Here is a 20,580-nt window from a genome sequence, read left to right on the forward strand (position 1 = left end):
ATGGATTGAAAATTAGATGGCTTTTTTTGCTAATCTAATGAATGGAGAATAAACTCGTATGCGTATTAAATGGTTTTCCTTGATTAGGATTACAGGTTTGCTTTTGGTACTCTTGTACCATTTCTTTCAGACGGTTTTCCCAGGAGGTTTCTTCGGGGTTGACGTCTTCTTCACCTTCTCAGGTTTTCTAATTACATCTCTCTTATTAGAAGAATTTGAACAAAAAGGTAAAATTGATATCCTAGGATTTTTTAGACGACGCTTCTATCGGATTTTTCCGCCGGTTGTTTTGATGGTCCTCGTCGTTATGCCCTTCACTTTCTTGGTTCGTCAAGATTATGTGGCAGGTATCGGTGGCCAGATTGCTGGTGTTCTTGGATTTATGACAAACTTCTATGAAATGTTGACAGGAGGAAGTTATGAGTCCCAGTTTATCCCCCATCTCTTTGTTCACAACTGGAGCTTAGCTGTTGAAGTTCATTATTATGTTTTGTGGGGCTTGGCAGTTTGGTTCTTGGCCAAGCGAGCAAAAACAAGTGGACAACTACGAGGAATGATTTTCCTACTTTCCTCAGCGACCTTTATGGTTAGCTTCCTTTCTATGTTTATTGGTAGCTTTATCGTTAGCTCCTACTCAACACTCTACTTCTCAACTTTGACTCATGTTTATCCATTCTTCTTAGGAAGTGTGCTTGCGACCTTGGTAGGTGTTCGTCATGTAACGCCTCTTCTCAAACGTTTGAATAGAATCTTGGATTTGAGACAAACCTTACTAGTCTTTGGGGCGGGTCTAGGAGTCTTGCTCTTATTGACCTTCTTTGTAAAATTTAATTATCTTTTTGCTTATTTATTTGGTTTCTTGTTGGCAAGCTTAGCTGCGCTTCTGATGATTGTTGCAGCACGACTGTTGCACGAGAAAACTCCGACAATCGAAGAACCAAAGGTTATCGGTTTTTTAGCAGACACTAGCTATGCCGTCTATCTTTTCCACTGGCCGTTTTATATTATTTTCTCTCAATTGGTGGGAAATATACCGGCAGTGATTCTAACGACCATCTTTTCTTATCTTTTTGCTACCCTTTCTTTCTATGTGATCGAACCTTTCATTGCAGGGAAATCCAGCAAACTCTTGCGGATGGCAGAAGAAATTCCTCACATCAAACCAATCTTTGCTGGTAGTGTTGGAGTTCTTAGTTTGATTACCTTGGTTGTGATTCTGATAGCTCCACAAGTAGGTGCTTTTGAAACGGATTTGATGGTTACTGGCCTTAATCAAGCTCAAACTAATATCACTCGAACAAAAACTATGGCAGAACAAGCAGAAGCAAGTCGCTACAACATAGCTGATGGTGTATCTATCATTGGAGATTCTGTAACCTTACGTGCTTCAGCTGGACTGAAAGAGCTCTTACCAGACGCTCAGATTGATGGCCAGATCAGTCGAAATACTAAACAAGCAAATGCATTGATGCTGAATTACAGTCAGAATAAAGCCTTGCCTAAAATTGTAGTCATCGCGACTGGTGTCAATAACCCTGAAAATTATAAGGAAGATCTTGATCTACTGATAACAAATCTACCTAAGGGACATCAGCTTGTTCTTGTAACTCCATATGAGGGTGACACAACACAGGAAACACAACCTTACGTAGAACAGTATGCAAGCTATGCGCGTGAATTGGCACAAAAATATCCATATATTGCACTTGCAGATTGGAATCAAGTAGCCAAAGATCATCCAGATATTTGGAAAGGGACAGACCAAGTTCACTTTGGTAGTGATACTACTAAGCAGGATGAAGGTGCTAAACTATATGCAGAAACGATTAACGCAGCTGTTAAATCTCTTGCAGATAAACCTGTCAAATCAAAATAATCAATGAAAAGTAGAGATTCTATCTCTACTTTTTTGCTTTAAACAGGATTGGGAAAAACTTGCCAAATTGTCAGAATTATGAGAAAATAGGAACAGTCAAAAAATGGAGGGAATACAATGAGAGAAGACATCAAGATTAATGACCGTGCTCTAGCATTGGAAGACCAAATCATTGAAGTACTCGAAAAAGTTTATGATACAGATGTAGAGCTAGATGTATACAATCTTGGATTGGTTTATGAGATTCATTTAGATGAGGATGGTCTTTGTACAGTTGTCATGACCTTCACTGATACTGCCTGTGATTGTGCAGAAAGTTTGCCGATTGAGATCGTAGCAGGTTTAAAACAAATTGATGGCATTGAAGATGTAAAGGTTGAAGTTACCTGGTCTCCGGCTTGGAAGATCACACGCATTAGTCGTTATGGACGCATAGCACTTGGACTGCCACCACGATAAAACATAGAGTGATAAGATGAATTATAAATCGGGATTAAAAACCTGATTTATATTTTTCTTTTTTTGTTTATTTATTTCATACAATAAACAAAAATTTTTGTTAAGAGTAACCACTTCACTCAAAAAAATGTTATTATAGTAGAAGTGATTATAATAAAAAGAATAAGGTAGGATAGATATGAAATTATCTGTAGTAATTCCATTTTATAACGAAGAGAATATGATTCAGAAGATGTATGATGAATTGGTTAAAGAAATCAATCAAATTACAAAAGCCGAATTTGAAATTATTTTTATTAATGACGGTAGTAAGGATCGTACTTTTGAACGTATGTTAGCCATCGCAGCTGGCGATTCTCGCGTGAAATATATTAGTTTTAGCAGAAACTTTGGGAAAGAAGCTGGAACGATTGCTGGTCTTGAATATGCAACAGGCGAAGCTGTCATCTTAATGGATGGGGACTTACAACATCCACCTGCACTTCTTCCGCAAATGATTAAAGCGTATGAAGAAGGTTATGACGTCGTGAGTGCTCGTCGCACACGCACAGGTGAAAAACCACATCGTACATTCTTAGCAAAACATTTCTATCGACTTGCTAATAAAATGATGGATATCGAATTAATGGATGGAGTATCTGAATTCCGTCTCTTCAGCCGTAAAGCAGTCAGCGCTATCCTTTCATTACAAGAATACAACCGATTTTCTAAAGGAATTTTCGCTTGGATTGGCTTTAAAGAAAAAGTCATCGAATATGAAAACCAAGTACGTACTGTAGGTGAAACAAAATACTCGTTGAAGTTCTCATTGAACTATGCGATTCAAGGTATTTTATCATTCAACGATAAACCTCTACGTATGTGTATTAATTTTGGTTTATTCTGTTTATTAATTTCATTGGTTTATGTTCTTTGGACCTTTATCCAATATCTCGTAGTACCGGATTCACTCGTGAGTGGATACTTTACTACAATCTTCTCAGTCGTTCTCTTTGGTGGAATTCAATTGATTTCTATTGGGGTACTCGGAGAATATATCGGTAAGATTTATTATGAAGTGAAGAAACGTCCACATTATCTTGTCGACCAAACGAACATTACTGTGAAAGGAGAGCAAAATGACGACTAAGAAAAAAGTCTATCTAGCAAGTTTTATTGCACCTATAGCCATCATGTTTGTGGCTTGGGCTATTGATGGCTTCTTTCCCTTCGGCACAAAGTCACTAATGGCAGTTGACTTTAATGCACAGTATATTGGGCTTTATGCTTATTTCAAACATTTATTCTTAAATGGAGACTGGAGTAGTTTCTTCTATTCCTTCTCTAAATCCATTGGTGGTGGAATGTTGGGAATTTGGGGCTTCAACTTGTTGAGCCCGTTTAACTTCTTATTTCTTCTATTTCCTGAGGAAAACTTCCAATGGGTGGTTCCTATCATTATCGCCCTACGTTATGGAGCTATGGGGTTAACCATGGCGCATTTCCTTATTAAGCGTTATGACGGATTAAAGAGTAAAGCTTATTTGGTTCCAATTGTGGCCACCATATATGCACTTAATGGCTTTAATGTTAGTTATCAAATGAACCCAATTTTCTATGATGGAATGATCATGCTTCCATTAGTTTTAATTGGGGTTGAACAAGTACTAGATAATAAGTCTCCAAGAGGCTACATTGGCATGCTTGCCTTATCTCTCTTTGTACAATTTTACATGGGTTATATGACCTGCATTTTTGTGGTCATTTATGCTTTGTTCTACATTATTCGTTCAGAGAACTTACGAAATAAAAAGGTTATTCTAACAAGAATAGGGAAATTAGCTGCCGCATCTATACTAGCTGTTGGAATAGTATCAGCTGTATTGCTCCCAATTCTGATTAGTTTGGTATCAACAAAAGGGGGCTTGCAAAGCACTCTGAGATTTGATTGGAAGTTACAAATCAATCCGTTTGAGATTTTAGCAAAACTCTTTTTAGGAGCTTTTGATAATACTTCTTGGCCAGCTGGACCTAACTTGCCAAATATATATGTGGCTAGCTTTGGTTTACTAGGAACACTTTATTACTTTATTTCAAGTAAGATTTCAAAATGGAGTAAAATTGCAGCAAGTTTTGTTCTCGTAGTGTTTTTGATTTCTTGTGCCCATGAATTTACAAGTAAGTTGTGGCATATGGGACAAAATCCTGCTGGATTTTTCTATCGCTTCTCATGGATTATTGCTTTCTTTTTAGTTTATTTGGCTTATCTAAGTCTACGAGAAGTAGAAAAATTTACTAAGAGAGAAGCTAGCTTCCTACTGATTAGCGGTGCAGTTATCTTTTCTATTGTACAGTTACAACAACACTCTTTCTTAACAGTTTGGCAACGTCTTGCTACGATTTTGATTTTTGTGGTTTTGCTTGCAGCTTTATTCTATCCTAAAGTAAAAAGAGCTTGGATGATTATAGCTGCTTTGACTGTAGTTGAGTTAACAGCTAATGCAGCACTTGTTCAATCAAGAGTTGGGTATACAGACGCTTATAAGTATCACGATGCAGTTTTACAATTAAAGGAAGCGATTAATCCAATTAGACCTGACCACAGTGATTTTTACAGAATTAATAAATCATTCAATTTAAGTAAGAATGATCCATTTATGGTGGATTATCCGGGTCTATCGGTTTTCAGTTCCAACCTGGAAAATAGTACACGTGATTTATTTGACCGTTTAGGAAACAACGGAATTAATGCAACGACCTACTATCAAGGAACTCCGTTCCAAGATGCGCTCTTCTCAGTAAAATATCTAGTGACTCCAAAACCAGTGCTTAAAGAGGACTATCCTGATACATCCAAACTGTATGTATTCGGAAACATGGTAACTCGTAAAGATATTACGACAAAAGCACCTGTTTATGAAGCTGCTAGAACAAAGACATTCGAGACAGGTTTGATTTTGCCAATTGCTTATGGTGTTAATGATGCAACGGTGAATGTGAAATTAGAGAATCATCAACCGATTCAAAATCAAAATAAGATTGTACAAGCTATGGGGGCAACGAGCGAAAATTATTTAGCTGTACTCGGAGCAAATGAGATGAAATTGGACAATATGGAAGTTGTAGATCCGTCTAAACCGGAAACCTATAAGCGTATTGATTCTTCAAAACCAGGAACGATTACCTATCATTTAGTACCTCAATCTGCTGAGGATTATTGGGTAGCAATTCCGCAAATATTATCTCATACAGACAAAAATAAAATTCGTGTCATGTTAAATGGCAAAAATTATGAATTCCAAGATAAATTCCAACAAATGCAATTTATTCAAATTGCACATAATTCAGTTGGTCAACCTACAGATTTAACGATTGAAATTGATTCGGATAATGAATATAATTTATCTGGACTGCGCTTGGCTCGTTCTAATGCTGCTCTAGCAAATCGTATCATTCAAGAACGTCAGCTGCAAGGAATAAAATTAACTCATTGGGATAATCGTAGTTTTAAAGGAACAGTGAATATAACTGATGACAGTACTTGGATGATGACCAGTATCCCATATGAAAAAGGTTGGACTGTTAAAGTAGATGGAAAAGTAGTTGAAACTGCTAAAGTTTGGGATAGTTTGTTAGCCTACAAGATTACACCAGGTGAACATACAATTGAAATGAGTTACTTGCCAGATGGATTTGTCGTAGGTTTTCTAATTTCAATTTTATCAACCTCTCTTTATGGATTTGCAATTTATAAAAAATGGATTTAATATAGTAGGAGTAGACTATAATGAAAATTTCAAAAATGAAATTAAAATTTAGTTCGCTATTCTTTGTTCCATTTATGGGTATGTTAGGAGTCTTCCTTTGTTTAGGGTTGACTCCCTTTTCACAAAATTCGGTGCATAGTGGAGATTTTCTTTCACAATATTTTCCGCTTTATATCGGATTACATAAACTATTTTGGAGCGGCGATTTTAGCGGTCTGTTTTGGTCCTTTTCTAAATCCCTGGGAGGAGCAATGCCAAGTGTATGGGGCTTTAATAGTTTAAGTCCTTTCACGTTTTTATACGTAATTTTTCCAATTTCGACATTTCATATTTTGAGTTATGTGATTCCACTCATTCGCTTTGGAGTAATGGGAGTGGCGTTTGGATATTTTCTTGAAAAGAAATATCAAGGTATTAGCAAAAATTACTGGCTGTCATTAGGTTTATCTACATCTTATGCGCTTAGTGGATTTATTGTATCTCAGCATTTCAATCCCAACTTTTTAGATAATCTAATTTACGTTCCTGTCATTCTTCTTGGTATTGAAGAAATCGTAGAAGGAAAACGATCATTTAAATTACCGATTTTCCTTGCAGTCAGCTTGATTACGAATTTCTATACAGGGTATATGATGTGCCTTTTTGTGGCTCTCTATGCATTCTATGCTGTTTTTTCAAAGAAAGCTTCCTTGAAAGACTACCTATTGAAAATTAGTAGGGTTGCATTGTTTGCAATGATTGGAGTAGGACTTGCAATGTTCTGGCTACTACCAGTATTTGGTGCCTTGGTAGAAAGTAAGGCGAGTGCAGGAAGTACATTTGAATGGTCTTCTAAAATCGTAAATGATCTTATAACACTACCTCAGAAATTCATTTTAGGATCCTTTAGTGAAAAAGAGTGGGGGGACCCAAAAGCCTTACCGCACCTTTTCATTGGAAGTTTAGGTCTCTTTGGACTGTTTGTTTTCTATGTAAAAAAAGAAATTTCTCTTCGTAGCAAATTATCTGCAACATTCGTATTATTGATTTTACTACTTTCCTTCAATATTCAAGGCTTTGATCAAATTTGGCATATGGGGCAACGTCCGGTCGGTTTCTACTTTAGAAATTCTTGGATTGCAAATGCCTTTATGTTGGTCTTAGCTTCCGAAAGTTTGATGAAGTGGAAAAATGGATTCCGATTTAATGAATTTTTGGTAGCTCTTATAGGTTTTGGGTCAATTTTATTGTTCTCAATGCTTGCTACACTTTCTTATGTAGAAACATTACAGAAAATACTGGCATTTATTATTTATAGTATCGTTTTATGTGCATTCTTTTTAACAAAGGTGGATTTATCTCGAAGACTACAAATAGCAACAGGAGTTGTTATTGTAGAGTTACTATTGGGTGCGTTTATTGGACTGAAACGAGTACCATTTTTCGTTAGTAATTCTAGTTTAAAGACTCAAATGGAGAATGCGATTGCTTTTGATGAAGAAGGTTATAGTAAATTAAATCAATTTACACGTCTGGAGATGAATAAGGGATTGTCGCATGCCAATTTCCCGATTGCTTATAATTATAATGGAGCCTCTCACTTTACATCGAGTTTAGAGCATACATTAATTGAAGAATTTAGTCACTTGGGACTTCCTGCCTCACAATCAGTTGTAAACTATACAGGGCGAAATATTATTTTAGATTCTATGTTTGGTTTTTCGCGGTTTATGATGGGTGGCGATGAAAATAAAGTCTTTGCGGATATTCGTGGTTTATATCAGAAAGAAGGAACCTTAAAGAACCTTGCTGTTTATCAAAATCCATATGCCCTCTCCTTGGGATATTTAACAAATAAGGATTTTGCAACAAATGTAAGTTTTGAAAAGAATAAACCTGTTAATAATTTAAATCAATTGTTACAAGTTGTGGGGATTTCTGAGAAAGAAGGTCTTAAAGAAGTAAGTGTATCAGAAGCCCATGTTGAAAATTTAACGAAAAATGGTGATAAATATACAATTACTCAAGAGGGTACTCCGGTAAAAATTGAATGGCAATTATCTCTTGAACCCAATAAGTTGTACTTTGTTGAAATTCCAGAAAGACAAGCCGGTTCAGTCATTAAGTCAAAAGTATTGGTAGACGGATCAGGCTATCCCTATGAAAATCGATTCCGAGAAAATCAATTATGGGTGATTGGAAATGGAAACTTAAACAAAACGCTCACATTTACAATTGATGAAGGAAAAGCCAAAGAATGGGATCTTCGTGGTTTTAAATTCTATTCAATCGATATACCAACTCTAACCAAAGCTTTGGACCAGTTTAAAAAAGCAAATGACATCACCATTGATTCCTATTCAAATTCAACAGTGAAAGCGCACGTTAATGTTACAAATAGTGAGCAATCCTTTGCAACTTTCACTATTCCATACCATTCAGGTTGGAGTGTAACAGTAGATGGTCAAGCTCAAGAAGTTCAAAAATCGCTTGGTTTCTTTATGGGTGTATCACTGACGGAAGGAGAACATGAGATTGTATGGAGTTATAGCCCACCAGGGTTAAACTTTGGAGTAATGCTTTCGCTAGCTTCTCTTATTCTACTCGTTTTCTTGTGGAAAAAACAAAAAATAGAATAGCTGACATGCTCTGCGGCTATGATACTAGAAAAGGATGAAGTTCCTAAGAACTTCATCCTTTTTGTATGTTTTTGAGAATGGTTAGTAATAAAGCAATCTGTAATAGTGCTTATTTTTTGCCAGACTGTTCCATGTTCCAGAAGTCTGTAACAGCACCACGTGATGCAGAAGATACAGTATGGGCGTACTTACCGAGGACACCACGGCTATAGAGTGGTGGCAAGGTTGTTTCTGCCTTACGTTTTTCAAGTTCTTCATCAGATACAGCCATGGAAATTTCTTTTGTATCTTGGTCAACGGTGACGATATCGCCAGTGCGGAGGTAGGCAATTGGTCCACCATCCTGAGCTTCAGGTGCGATATGTCCAACAACCAGACCATAAGTACCACCAGAGAAACGGCCATCCGTCAAGAGGGCCACCTTGTCTCCTTGACCTTTACCAACAATCATAGAAGAAAGGGACAGCATCTCAGGCATACCAGGACCACCCTTAGGTCCAACGAAACGAACAACGACAACGTCGCCATCAACGATTTCATCAGACAAGACAGCTTGGATAGCATCTTCTTCAGAATCAAATACCTTGGCTGGACCAACGTGACGACGAACTTTCACACCAGATACCTTGGCAACGGCACCATCAGGAGCAAGATTACCGTTCAAGATGATCAATGGACCGTCCGCACGTTTAGGATTTTCAAGTGGCATAATGACTTTTTGACCTGGTGTCAGGTCTGCAAAATCAGCCAAGTTTTCAGCAACTGTCTTACCAGTACATGTGATACGGTCTCCGTGAAGGAATCCGTTTGCCAACAAGTACTTCATAACCGCTGGTACACCACCAACTTCGTAGAGGTCTTGGAAGACATACTGACCAGAAGGTTTCAGGTCGGCTAAGTGAGGCACACGCTCTTGGATGGTATTGAAGTCCTCAAGTGACAAGTCAACATTAGCCGCGTGGGCAATGGCGAGCAAGTGAAGAGTGGCGTTAGTAGAACCACCTAGAGCCATTGTAACAGTAATGGCATCTTCAAAGGCTTCACGAGTCAAGATATCTGAAGGTTTGATTCCCAATTCAAGCATTTTGACGACAGCGCGTCCAGCTGCTTCGATATCTTCTTTCTTATCAGCAGATTCTGCCGGGTGAGAAGAAGAACCTGGCAAGCTCATACCCAAAACTTCGATAGCAGTAGCCATGGTGTTAGCAGTATACATACCACCGCAACCACCAGGGCCAGGGCAGGCATTACATTCGAGGCGTTTGACGTCTTCAGCCGTCATGTCACCATGGTTCCACTTACCGATACCTTCAAATACAGAAACCAAGTCGATGTCTTTACCATCCAGTTTTCCAGGGGCGATAGTACCACCGTAGGCGAAAATAGCTGGGATATTCATATTGGCAATGGCAATCATAGAACCAGGCATGTTCTTATCACAGCCACCGATAGCTACAAAGGCATCTACGTTGTGACCACCCATGGCAGCTTCGATAGAATCCGCGATGATATCACGTGACGTTAGGGAGAAGCGCATACCAGGCGTTCCCATGGCAATCCCATCTGCTACCGTAATGGTTCCAAATTGAACAGGCCAAGCACCAGCAGATTTGACACCTTCTTTAGCCAATTTCCCAAAGTCATGTAAGTGAATATTACACGGTGTGTTTTCTGCCCAGGTTGAAATGACCCCTACAATCGGTGTTTCAAAGTCTTTATCTGTCATACCAGTCGCACGCATCATAGCACGGTTTGGTGATTTTACCATACTGTCATAAATGCTACTGCGGTGACGTTTGTCTAATTCTGTCATTTGTTCCCTCCCATTTCAGTTTGTTCCATTATAGCACAATTTTCATATGAATAACAGAAGAAAATTTTTAAATTTTCAGACAATTCAACAGTGTACGATAAAAAAATACAACTTTTTTTGTCAAGTAACTTTACTTTACAAAAAAGTTTTGATATACTATTAAAGTTGATGAAAATCAAACCTAACTGAATTATATCTTAAAAGGAGAAAACAAAATGGCAGTACCTGCACGTCGCACATCAAAAGCGAAGAAAAATAAACGTCGTACTCACTACAAAGTAACAGCTCCATCTGTAAACTTTGACGAAACTACTGGAGATTACTCTCGTTCTCACCGCGTATCACTTAAAGGATACTACAAAGGACGTAAGATCGCTAAAGCTGCATCAGCTGAATAATAGAAGGGAGATACCATGCGCGTAAATATTACACTTGAACACAAAGAATCTGGTGAACGCTTGTACCTTACTTCTAAAAACAAACGTAACACTCCAGACCGTCTTCAATTGAAGAAATACTCACCAAAACTTCGCAAACACGTTGTGTTTACAGAAGTTAAGTAAGCATTCAATACGAATCAATACATAAGAAAAACGCTGATTTTAAGCGTTTTTTCTTTTTTTCAATTTCAATACATTGCACTATATTTCAGTTCAATCTCTACCTTTTTTCTCAAGACCTGGTTTGGAAAGTATAGATTCTAAACAGGAGAATAGTTTAGGTCTGTAAGAATTGACTTATACATTTACAAGGTTCATTCTGATCGACTTTATAACTGTCTAAGAAAAAAGTAAAGATTCATACAGTATCTAGATTTTCCAAAAATTCTTTATCATCAAATACTATTAACGAAACTATCCAAACATTGCCTCAAAGAATTCTTTAGTTGTTTGACTAGCGAGGTCTTTAATTAAAAAAATTTTTCAAATAATTGCCACATTGACACATAAATTCTTGCTTTCTAGATTTAAGTGTGATATATTTATAACATAAATTTAAGTGTTATATATTTATAACATAAAAAAGGAGTCTATCATGAAAAAAGTCAAAAAATGCGTGGCCTCATTTCAATGATTGCCGTAGCTCTCTCTATTGATTTTATTGTTTTATTTGGTTCTAATCTTAGTTGGGGACCCAAGTTAGTTATTGTTGGTATTTCAGTGTTAAGTCAGATTGTAGCTATTTGGGGCTGGCTACATATGAAACCATGGCCTCATAAAAGTCAGAAAGGTAAGGGAAAGATTATTTTTGACTTGTCTGCTAAGATTTACACGATACTTGTGTTTGCAGCAAGCATTTTTTATACAGTAGGGTTTTTGGTTGCAACCCCTAGTGAAAGCTCTGGTATTAGAGAATGGATTTTGGGAATTGGCCTCGTTATTGAAGTGAGTGTATTTGGTTTTTTCTGTTTTAAAAATGTCAAGGAAACTCCAGACGAACGCTTTTATGCTAATTTAGCCAAGGCAGCTAGCTTGATGTTTGTTTTTATCCTAGGCGCACTGATGATCCTAGCAGTTATCATTGGGTATATGGGGTCTCTCACTCTTTACATGGGCCAGATCTTTATTAGCATAGCTGCCTTGATTCTCATCTTTGCGGTTGTCTATTTTATCTTGGAACGGAGAGGATAAGCATGGCCAAAGAAAGCAAGATTATTACGAATCTCAAATCTGTTCGTGAGTCCACAGGCATGACCCAGCAGGAGTTAGCCGACCTCATCGGCATGCGACGCGAGACAATTCTTCACTTGGAAAATAACCGTTACAATCCTTCGCTGGAAATGGCTCTTAAAATTGCTCAAGTTTTTGATTTGAAAGTAGAAGACCTCTTTGAACTCAGACAGAAAGAGGAAGCATAATTCTTTTCGAGACCTAGCATTAAGTTCATTGATTAATTAGGAATTGAAGACAAAAGAAAAATCCTTTGAAAATGTACTCTTAAAATATAGTAATTCTTTCGAATTAACGTTTACTAATTGTGATGCTTTACGAGCTTTTTTCAAGCCTGGTTTTGGGTAACAAAAATCAAATATCTGTAAAAGCCTATTAAATTAAGCATTCAAACTTCATTTTCGTTGGAAATAAACACTTATAACCTAATCTTACAAACAATGGATTATCATTAGATTACCAAAACTTCGTTTTCGGAGCTTATGTTATTGAGAAGTGAAGTAAGCATTCTATACGAATCAATACATAAGAAAAACGCTCTAGTCCTATTGTCTAGAGCGTTTTTATCTTGTTTTGAAATTACATATCAATTTTATCAACTTGTCATTTATTTGATCAATGTACATTTTGGCAGAAAAAAAGAACACAGGACGAACTAATTCCTGTATTCCTAAAATAACTTAGAACAGAAATGACAATGCCGCAATTAATGCTATTATAGTGCAAATTATTTTTCCGATTTTTGCATGTTGTTTGAACAATTTATCAGAGAAAAGACTCAAAATAAGAGCAATCCAAAACACGGTAGTTCTTAAAATAAAAATAGTCATGTCTCGTACCCCTTTCGTTATTTTGTCAAACCAATAATTAAGTTGAATAGTAATTATCTAATTTTCAAACATATCCATCTGCCCTGGTAAAGCCTTTGTTCTTTGATTATTAATCAGTATCTCTATCTATCTTTATTATAGTACAAATATCATAATTAAACCAATAAATGTATTTATTTTTTTATTGCTCCTATTTTTGAGAGCGCTTGAAATATGTTATAATAAAACTAGATTAATTTATAGGAGGCAAACCGTGGGAAATTTCATTGAGCTAGTCTTTCATCGTTTCTTTTTGGGGATGATTGCGACGGCTTATTTTTGGTTATTGACACTAGCAGGAGGGGTGGTCTTTGGTATAGCACCCGCTAGTGCAACTCTCATGAGTTTATATGCAGAACACGGTTATTCTTATCGTGCTTATCGTTTCAAGGAAGCCTGGGCTTTGTTTAAGAGCAATTTTGTCAAAAGCAATCTTAGTTTCTATACCTTTATAGGGATTGACTTAATCTTGATTTATGGTTTGTATCTGATGATTCAATTGCCCAACCAGACCATCATCCACTTGGCAGCAACCTTTCTAAATATCTTTTTAGTAGCCTTGGTATTTCTAGGCTATGCAGTGTCTTTAAAACTGCAGGTTTACTTTGAATTGTCCTATAAAAACACCCTAAAGCTTGCTTTTATCGGAATATTTATGAGCCTATCAGCCATGGCCAAGGTTCTTCTTGGTAGTGTCTTGTTGATTATTATTGGTTTCTATATGCCAGCCCTCCTTATTTTTGTAGGTATTGGAATGTGGCACTTCTTTATTAGCGATTTGTTGGAGCCTGTTTATGAGAGTATTCATGAAAAATTGGCAACAAGATAATACCAAACAGTTTCGTCTCCACTCACTTCTTAGACTCTATAGTCTGGTAATGATTATCATCATTTCCTGCTTTGCTCTTTTGATTTCTTATGTAGACTGGGATATGCGTGAAAGGGAAGCCAATCGTGTTGGCCAGCGTGTCCTAGCCCGTACTATCGATGAAGTTGAGTATTATTATCGAGAGTCAACCCGCCTAGCCCAGAGTTTAGTGGATAATCAAGCTCGGATTGAAGGGATTTATAAGTATTTCAGTCTCAGTACACCAGACTATTTCTATTGGCAACTCGAACGAAAGGCTTCTCCTTATATTTCGGTCTCTATTTATGAAAATATTGATGATATCTACGTCCGAAATGATTTTGTGAGCGGTGTTGCGATTGTTCTACAGGATTCAACGGACGTCTTTGTTTCCAAGAGAGATAATCGTAGTGGGCAGAAGATTCCAGCTGAAAACTTTAAACCAGATGCCAATAGTTTCGCTGTTCCAGTATCCGATCCAGTATCGGACCAGGCCCTAGGAGTTATCTATATCTCGGTGCCACCAGAGGTTCTCCACAAGGCAATTGATAATACCAGAGGAGTCGTCCCAGTCGCTGTTTCTGTTATTACGCCCTATGAGACGGACATGTTTCATCTGGGTGAAAAAGGGACTAGAGGTTCTTGGATGGTAGGAACAACAGCACACGGCTATCAGGTTCAAGTGGCCGTGCCTCAGAACTATGTTTTAAATGGTAGTTTAGCGAGTTCAGCTCTCATCATTGGTTTGAGTGCTCTCTTTATCATCATCTTATATATCACCTTAAGAAGAACCTTCTCTGATTATCAACATCAGGTTGTGGACTTGGTGGATTCTATCCAAGCCATTACTAAGGGAGAGAAAACCAAGAGGATTAATACCGACAAAAAGGATCAAGAATTGCTTTTGATTGCTGAAACGACAAACGATATGTTGGACCGGTTGGAAAGTAATATTCACGATATTTATCAACTGGAACTCAATCAAAAAGATGCCAACATGCGTGCGCTACAAGCTCAAATTAATCCGCATTTCATGTATAATACTCTGGAGTTTTTGCGGATGTATGCTGTGATGGAGAATCAAAATGAATTAGCAGATATCATCTATGAGTTCAGTAGTCTCCTACGCAATAATATTTCCGACGAGCGAGAAACGACACTCAAGCAAGAAGTGGAGTTTTGTCGGAAGTACAGTTATCTCTGTATGGTTCGCTATCCAAAATCCATTGCATACGGATTTAAGATTGACCCTGAATTGGAAGAAATGCGTATTCCAAAGTTCACCCTCCAACCCTTGGTAGAAAATTATTTTGCCCATGGAGTTGATCACAAAAGAACAGATAATGTTATCAGTATCAAGGCTTTGAGAAAAGATGGCTATGTCGAAATCTTGGTAACCGATAATGGCCGTGGGATGTCTGCTGAAAAACTAGCAGAAATCCAAGATAAATTAACTCAAAGAACCTTTGAACATACAGCAGATTATAGTGGGAAACGGCAGTCTATTGGGATTGTGAATATCCACGAACGTTTTGTGCTCTACTTTGGAGACCGCTATGATATTAGTGTTGAATCGGCTGAACAGGAAGGCGTTCACTATCGAATCACCATTCAGGACGAAGAGAAAGGATAAACATGTATAAAGTACTATTAGTTGACGATGAGTACATGATTACAGAAGGGCTTAAGCGTTTGATTCCTTTTGAAAAATGGGATATGGAAGTCGTCGCAACGGCTAATCATGCTGATGACGCTCTGGACTATGTTCGTGACCACCCTGTAGATGTCGTCATTTCTGATGTCAACATGCCCGACAAGACAGGTCTTGAAATGATTGGAGAGATGAAGGAATTGTTGCCAGATGCATACTATATCCTTCTCTCTGGTTACCAAGAATTTGACTATGTCAAAAAAGCTATGAACCTCAATGTTGTAGACTATCTTGTCAAACCAGTTGATAAGGTTGAACTAGAGCATTTACTTGAGAAAATCCTTGGTCAGCTTCGTGAGAAGGTGCATGGACCAGAGATGTTAAGCCAAAAATTAGACGAAGAAGCATTTAAGGGGCATCTTTCCCAAAAAGAAAGCTGGTGGATTGGTCTTTCAAAAGAAAAACAAGGGGATTTTGTTATTCCTTACTACGTTTTAGGTCAGGACTGGCAGATTGTTCTTGCAGATCAGAAATTCGATGGTTTACTCGTTCTGCCTTTTGAGTCACCTTATCAGGTAAACTTTGAAAAATGGAAGTTTGACGTTGAAAAAGCACTTTTTTATGGAACTGTTAATCTGGATCAGTCCGAGAGTCTCTTTTCTTATTATGAACCCATCTATCGGGTGATTATTCAGGGCAATCTTCAACAGATTATCGAGGAGTTGAATTTGCTTGAGAAGATTGTCTTAGAAAACACACCGAGGGTATCCAACACCAAGCAACTCTTTACTCAGTTTATTATGGATGTCTTCCATCTCTTCGAGCATCTGAAAGCAGATGATATGACAGATATCGTCAAGAATATTCATGCCATCACAAACTTTGAAGACTTAGTGTCTTATACAAAAGAAACCCTGACTTCCTTCTTTGGCCAATACCGCATGAATGAAAATGTCGTCAGTGTACTCGAAGTCATTGGTAGAGACTATAAAAAAGAGCTGTCTCTCAAGGATATCAGCAAGGATCTCTTTATCAATCCTGTTTACTTAGGTCAGTTAATCAAGAAGGAAACCAATTCAACCTTTGCGGAACTTCTCAATAAGCAACGCATCAAGGCTGCCCAGCAACTCTTGCTATCTACAAACGATAGTATTGAGGATATCTGCTATACATTTGGGTATAGTAATGTAGGGTACTTCTACAAGGTTTTTCGAAAACTATGTGGAAAGTCTCCTAAGGCTTATCGCAAGCAGATTGATGTAACCCTCTAACTTTTGTTATCCATTTTAAAATATGCTATAATAAGTTTAAAAATATGAGGAGGTTACTTTTATGAAAAAGAAACCAATCTATCTATGGATTTTATTAGTCTTATCAGCGATTAGCTCATTCTTGGCAGTAGTTGGAATTTTCACTCCAGTCCCTAATAAGGAAGCCCTTCGTGCTAGCCAAGAAAATGTTGGGACGCTTAGTGCTCAACAAATAGATGACGCTGTTAACTATGCCTACCAAGTATCAGAGTCATCTCACTCTATTGTTAACGTGATACTAATTCTCTTGTCTGCTATCTTAGTTGTAGTAGCCTTTGTTTTCCTAGTTCGTAAGAAATTACAGTTAGCAAACTATACTTATGTTGGATATGTCTTACTATCTATTGTTGGGTTAGTCTATGACAATATGAATATCCAAGATGCCATGCAATTGATTCAAGACGACACCCTTCGTTTAGGAATGGGAGTCATGTCTAAAGTAAGCACTATTATATTTATCGTTATTAATGTTATTTTCTTAGCGATTGTCTTCTATAAAATGTGGCGTCAGCAAAAAGAATTAGCAGAATCTCAAGAGGAAGAACTCGCCTAAGAGTTGACAAAGGATAACTATCAAGATACAATCTTGGTAGTTATTTTTTTGGATTCGAGAAAGAGGGAGGAAAAGATGAAAAAAATTTCCTTAGTTTATATCAGTCTGAGTGGCAACACGGAGAGTTTTGTGACACGTTTGAAAGCTTATTTGTTGGAGCAGTATGCGAATATTGATGTGGAAAAAATTCATATTAAAGACTTGGTCAAAGATGGAGAAGACTTCTTTGAGATGACCAATCCATATGTGGCTTTCCTACCGACTTATCTCGAAGGTGGAAATGGTGTTGACAACGGAGACGTGGAAATTTTGACGACTCCAGTAGGTGACTTTATCGCCTATGGTGACAATGCTAGCAAGTGTTTTGGTGTCGTAGGATCAGGTAACCGCAATTTTAACAATCAATACTGTTTGACAGCCAAGCAATACAGCCAACGTTTTGGATTCCCAGTTTTGGCTGACTTTGAGATGCGTGGCATGCTGGGAGATATCAAAAAGGTTGCAGCTATTATTGCAGAACTTTATGAACTTGAAGTTTAATAATAGGGCAGATTTTCTGAGCTAGAGTCTTATCCCATGGATTACAGAATTATTTCAAAAGAGAACAGTTCAAATGAGTAAATTCCTTAGATTTTTCTATCATAAGAAAGATAAACCAAGCTTTAAAAATATTATGCTATGTAGTGCCTTGTTGCTCTTGGCAATTAGTCTGATACTGTTCTCTGAGAAAATTTTTGATGAAGATACAACATCAATTGGAACAATGGTATCGTTAGGGATAGTTATCCTAGTGGGTATCTTGGTGATTAGGAGAAAATAAAAAAAGACTCGAGAATTTTTATCTCGAGTCTTTTTGTTAGTTGCGAATTTCGTCAACGATTTCTTTTGAAATAGGAATTCCTAAACGGTAACCCTTGTTGATGTAGTCAATGACATCATTGATGTTTTCTATCGTTTGGATTTTCTCTTCGATAGTTGCACGAAAAGCTTGGTCTTTCAACAGTTGTTCCTGAAGCAGTCTTTGAAGTTTCTCTTTTTCATATTTATTGACAAGAAAGAGAAAAAGAAGACTGATAACAACTAGAATATAAGCATACTGGCTCATAAAATTTCTCCCTAAGTGATAAAGAAGTAGGTGGTAAGAGAAAAGCGAAGCTCCTTCGCTTTTCAACTGGCAATACTGTAGCGCCTAGGCACTTGTTATTTGTTTAGATGAATTAGTGAAGCGTTTAGGAAAGTTGTAAGAGTTACGACGTCGTGGTCCCTGAATTGATTATATTTAGGAACCACGACTAGTGAAGTGTTTAGGCAAATCGCCCGATAGCGATTGCCGTCAAGAGACTAGGAACTTTAGTTTCAGTCTCTTGTAACGAGTTACATCTTCTCTGGCGCCTCTACACCCAACAGACGAAGGGCTTCTTTGAGGACGACTGCTGTTGCATAGCTAAGGGCTAGACGACTGTCACGTTCTGGACTTTCATCCAAGATACGAGTGTGGGCATAGTATTTGTTAAAGGCTTGAGCTAAGCTGATTGCAAATTTAGCGATGATAGAAGGTTCGTAATTATCAGCTGCACGTTTAATAATACGTGGGAAGTCTTGAATTAGCTTAATGATTTCCCAGCTTTCAGCATCGTTCAAGCTATAGTTGGCACCTGCTTCAGGTTTGAAATCGGCTTTACGCAAGATCGATTGGATACGAGCGTAGGCGTATTGAACATAAGGGCCAGTCTCCCCTTCGAAGGATACCATAGCTTCAAGGTCGAAGTCATATCCATTTGTACGGTCAGTTTTAAGGTCATAGAATTTAATGGCACCAACCCCAACAGCATGAGCGACCTGGTCTTTGTTTTCAAGTTCAGGATTTTTGGCTTCGATCTGCGCTTTAGCACGGCTGATGGCTTCTGCAACAGTTGGTTCTAGCAAGATAACATTCCCTTTACGAGTAGAAAGTTTTTTCCCTTCTTTTGTTACCAACCCAAACGGAACATGGACAATATCTTGGCTCCAATCGTAACCCATTTCTTGCAAGACAGCCTTGAGTTGTTTGAAGTGAGCAGATTGTTCTTGACCAACGACATAGATTGATTTGGCAAATTGGTATTCGTTTTTACGGTAGAGGGCCGCAGCCAAGTCACGTGTGATGTAGAGAGTTGCACCGTCAGATTTCTTGATAAGAGCTGGGTGTTCAATTCCATATTTTTCAAGATTAACAACTTGAGCACCTTCTGATTCGACTAATAGTCCTTTCTCAGAAAGGATGTCTACAACTGCATCCATTTTATCATTGTAGAAGGCTTCCCCGTTATAGCTATCGAATTCAACTTGTAGCTCATTGTAGAGACGGTTAAATTCTACCAAGCTTTCATCGCGGAACCATTGCCAAAGAGTGAGAGCTTCCTCATCGCCGTTTTCGAGTTTGCGGAACCATTCGCGTGCTTCTTCATCCAAGCTTGGATCGTTCTCAGCTTCAGCATTAATACGGACATAGAGCTTAAGGAGTTCATCGATTGGATGAGCTTTGACAGCTTCTTCGTTACCCCATTTCTTGTAGGCAACAATCAACATCCCAAACTGTTTACCCCAGTCTCCCAAATGGTTGACCTTGACAGTTTTATAGCCGATTTTTTGGAAGATATGTGACAAGCTATCTCCGATAACTGTTGAACGAAGGTGACCGATTGAAAATGGTTTAGCGATATTAGGGCTAGACATATCGATAACGACATTTTCTTGGTTACCAATTGTTTGGTCAGCGTAGTGCTCTTTTTCAGTGATGACGTTCTGTAACACTTGACCAGAAATGGCAGCCTTATCAAGGAAGAAGTTGACGTAAGGACCTGTTGCTACAACCTTTTCAAAAGCTTGACTATTGATCTTTTCAGCGATGTCAGCAGCAATCATTTGGGGAGCTTTGCGTTCAACCTTTGATAATGAAAAGGCGGGGAAGGCGATGTCTCCCATATCTGAGTTTTTAGGTGTTTCTAGTAAATTTAAAATAGCCTCTTGGTCCAGGCTATCAATGACGCTAGCCAACTCGCTAGCAATCAATTCTTTTGTATTCATTTAGGGCTCCTTTAGGGCTTTTCTACTATTTTAACACAATTTACTACATTTTTTTGGAAAGAAGAGAATTTTTTTGAAATATCCAGTTTTTTTGATATAATG

General features: G+C 37.8%; 17 protein-coding genes. 14 read left to right on the plus strand and 3 right to left on the minus strand.

Annotation, left to right across the window (positions count from 1 at the left end):
- Positions 1 to 58 precede the first annotated feature (58 nt).
- From ACTO1Y_RS07250 to ACTO1Y_RS07270, 5 genes are all read left to right on the plus strand, one after another.
- Positions 59 to 1,876 (plus strand): acyltransferase family protein, encoded by a 1,818-nt coding sequence (locus ACTO1Y_RS07250; RefSeq protein WP_441348790.1) that lies wholly within the window; start codon positions 59 to 61, stop codon positions 1,874 to 1,876.
- Positions 1,877 to 1,993: 117 nt separating this feature from the next.
- The gene (locus ACTO1Y_RS07255; protein WP_441348791.1) at positions 1,994 to 2,335 is read left to right on the plus strand and encodes a metal-sulfur cluster assembly factor; all 342 of its coding nucleotides are present in this window, start codon (positions 1,994 to 1,996) and stop codon (positions 2,333 to 2,335) included.
- A 178-nt stretch (positions 2,336 to 2,513) separates the two neighbouring features.
- Positions 2,514 to 3,464: a glycosyltransferase PgfS gene (gene pgfS, locus ACTO1Y_RS07260; protein WP_303943270.1), complete on the plus strand. Its 951-nt coding sequence runs from the start codon at positions 2,514 to 2,516 to the stop codon at positions 3,462 to 3,464.
- Positions 3,454 to 6,081 (plus strand): YfhO family protein, encoded by a 2,628-nt coding sequence (locus ACTO1Y_RS07265; RefSeq protein ID WP_441348792.1) that lies wholly within the window; start codon positions 3,454 to 3,456, stop codon positions 6,079 to 6,081. The genes pgfS and ACTO1Y_RS07265 overlap by 11 nt, the downstream gene beginning before the upstream one ends.
- Positions 6,082 to 6,101: 20 nt before the next feature.
- On the plus strand, positions 6,102 to 8,699 hold the full coding sequence (locus ACTO1Y_RS07270; RefSeq protein WP_441348793.1) for a YfhO family protein: 2,598 nt from the start codon (positions 6,102 to 6,104) through the stop codon (positions 8,697 to 8,699).
- Positions 8,700 to 8,808: 109 nt separating this feature from the next.
- On the opposite strand, the gene ilvD is transcribed toward ACTO1Y_RS07270, so the two are convergent.
- Positions 8,809 to 10,512 carry a dihydroxy-acid dehydratase gene (gene ilvD, locus ACTO1Y_RS07275; RefSeq protein WP_045613736.1) on the minus strand — a complete coding sequence of 568 codons (1,704 nt, stop codon included), beginning with the start codon at positions 10,510 to 10,512 and terminating at the stop codon, positions 8,809 to 8,811.
- A 215-nt stretch (positions 10,513 to 10,727) separates the two neighbouring features.
- Between ilvD and rpmF the strand changes: the two genes are divergently transcribed.
- From rpmF to nrdI, 9 genes are all read left to right on the plus strand, one after another.
- Complete coding sequence (gene rpmF, locus ACTO1Y_RS07280) at positions 10,728 to 10,910, plus strand: 50S ribosomal protein L32 (protein WP_000290417.1); 183 nt, start codon at positions 10,728 to 10,730, stop codon at positions 10,908 to 10,910.
- Between the two features lie 15 nt (positions 10,911 to 10,925).
- Entirely contained in the window at positions 10,926 to 11,075 is a 150-nt protein-coding gene (rpmG, locus tag ACTO1Y_RS07285; RefSeq protein WP_001265622.1) for a 50S ribosomal protein L33, read from the plus strand.
- A gap of 489 nt (positions 11,076 to 11,564) precedes the next feature.
- On the plus strand, positions 11,565 to 12,143 hold the full coding sequence (locus ACTO1Y_RS07290; protein WP_441348794.1) for a DUF3796 domain-containing protein: 579 nt from the start codon (positions 11,565 to 11,567) through the stop codon (positions 12,141 to 12,143).
- 2 nt (positions 12,144 to 12,145) lie between these two features.
- Positions 12,146 to 12,370, plus strand: a complete 225-nt coding sequence (locus ACTO1Y_RS07295) for a helix-turn-helix transcriptional regulator (protein ID WP_006151257.1) — start codon at positions 12,146 to 12,148, stop codon at positions 12,368 to 12,370.
- A gap of 895 nt (positions 12,371 to 13,265) precedes the next feature.
- Entirely contained in the window at positions 13,266 to 13,880 is a 615-nt protein-coding gene (locus ACTO1Y_RS07300; protein ID WP_441348795.1) for a YesL family protein, read from the plus strand.
- Positions 13,858 to 15,531, plus strand: a complete 1,674-nt coding sequence (locus ACTO1Y_RS07305; protein WP_441348796.1) for a sensor histidine kinase — start codon at positions 13,858 to 13,860, stop codon at positions 15,529 to 15,531. The genes ACTO1Y_RS07300 and ACTO1Y_RS07305 overlap by 23 nt, the downstream gene beginning before the upstream one ends.
- 2 nt (positions 15,532 to 15,533) lie before the next feature.
- A complete protein-coding gene (locus ACTO1Y_RS07310) occupies positions 15,534 to 16,820 on the plus strand; it encodes a response regulator transcription factor (protein WP_441348797.1) in 1,287 nt (428 codons plus the stop codon).
- A 61-nt stretch (positions 16,821 to 16,881) separates the two neighbouring features.
- Positions 16,882 to 17,412: an ABC transporter permease gene (locus tag ACTO1Y_RS07315; RefSeq protein WP_441348798.1), complete on the plus strand. Its 531-nt coding sequence runs from the start codon at positions 16,882 to 16,884 to the stop codon at positions 17,410 to 17,412.
- Positions 17,413 to 17,487: 75 nt separating this feature from the next.
- Complete coding sequence (gene nrdI / locus ACTO1Y_RS07320; protein ID WP_441348799.1) at positions 17,488 to 17,952, plus strand: class Ib ribonucleoside-diphosphate reductase assembly flavoprotein NrdI; 465 nt, start codon at positions 17,488 to 17,490, stop codon at positions 17,950 to 17,952.
- A 316-nt stretch (positions 17,953 to 18,268) separates the two neighbouring features.
- On the opposite strand, the gene ACTO1Y_RS07325 is transcribed toward nrdI, so the two are convergent.
- Positions 18,269 to 18,517, minus strand: a complete 249-nt coding sequence (locus tag ACTO1Y_RS07325) for a MarR family transcriptional regulator (RefSeq protein ID WP_441348800.1) — start codon at positions 18,515 to 18,517, stop codon at positions 18,269 to 18,271.
- Positions 18,518 to 18,786: 269 nt separating this feature from the next.
- Positions 18,787 to 20,478: an arginine--tRNA ligase gene (gene argS / locus ACTO1Y_RS07330; RefSeq protein ID WP_441348801.1), complete on the minus strand. Its 1,692-nt coding sequence runs from the start codon at positions 20,476 to 20,478 to the stop codon at positions 18,787 to 18,789.
- Positions 20,479 to 20,580: the final 102 nt, after the last annotated feature.

The sequence above is a fragment of the Streptococcus sp. V728 genome (assembly GCF_052077995.1).
Classification (GTDB): domain Bacteria; phylum Bacillota; class Bacilli; order Lactobacillales; family Streptococcaceae; genus Streptococcus; species Streptococcus infantis_B.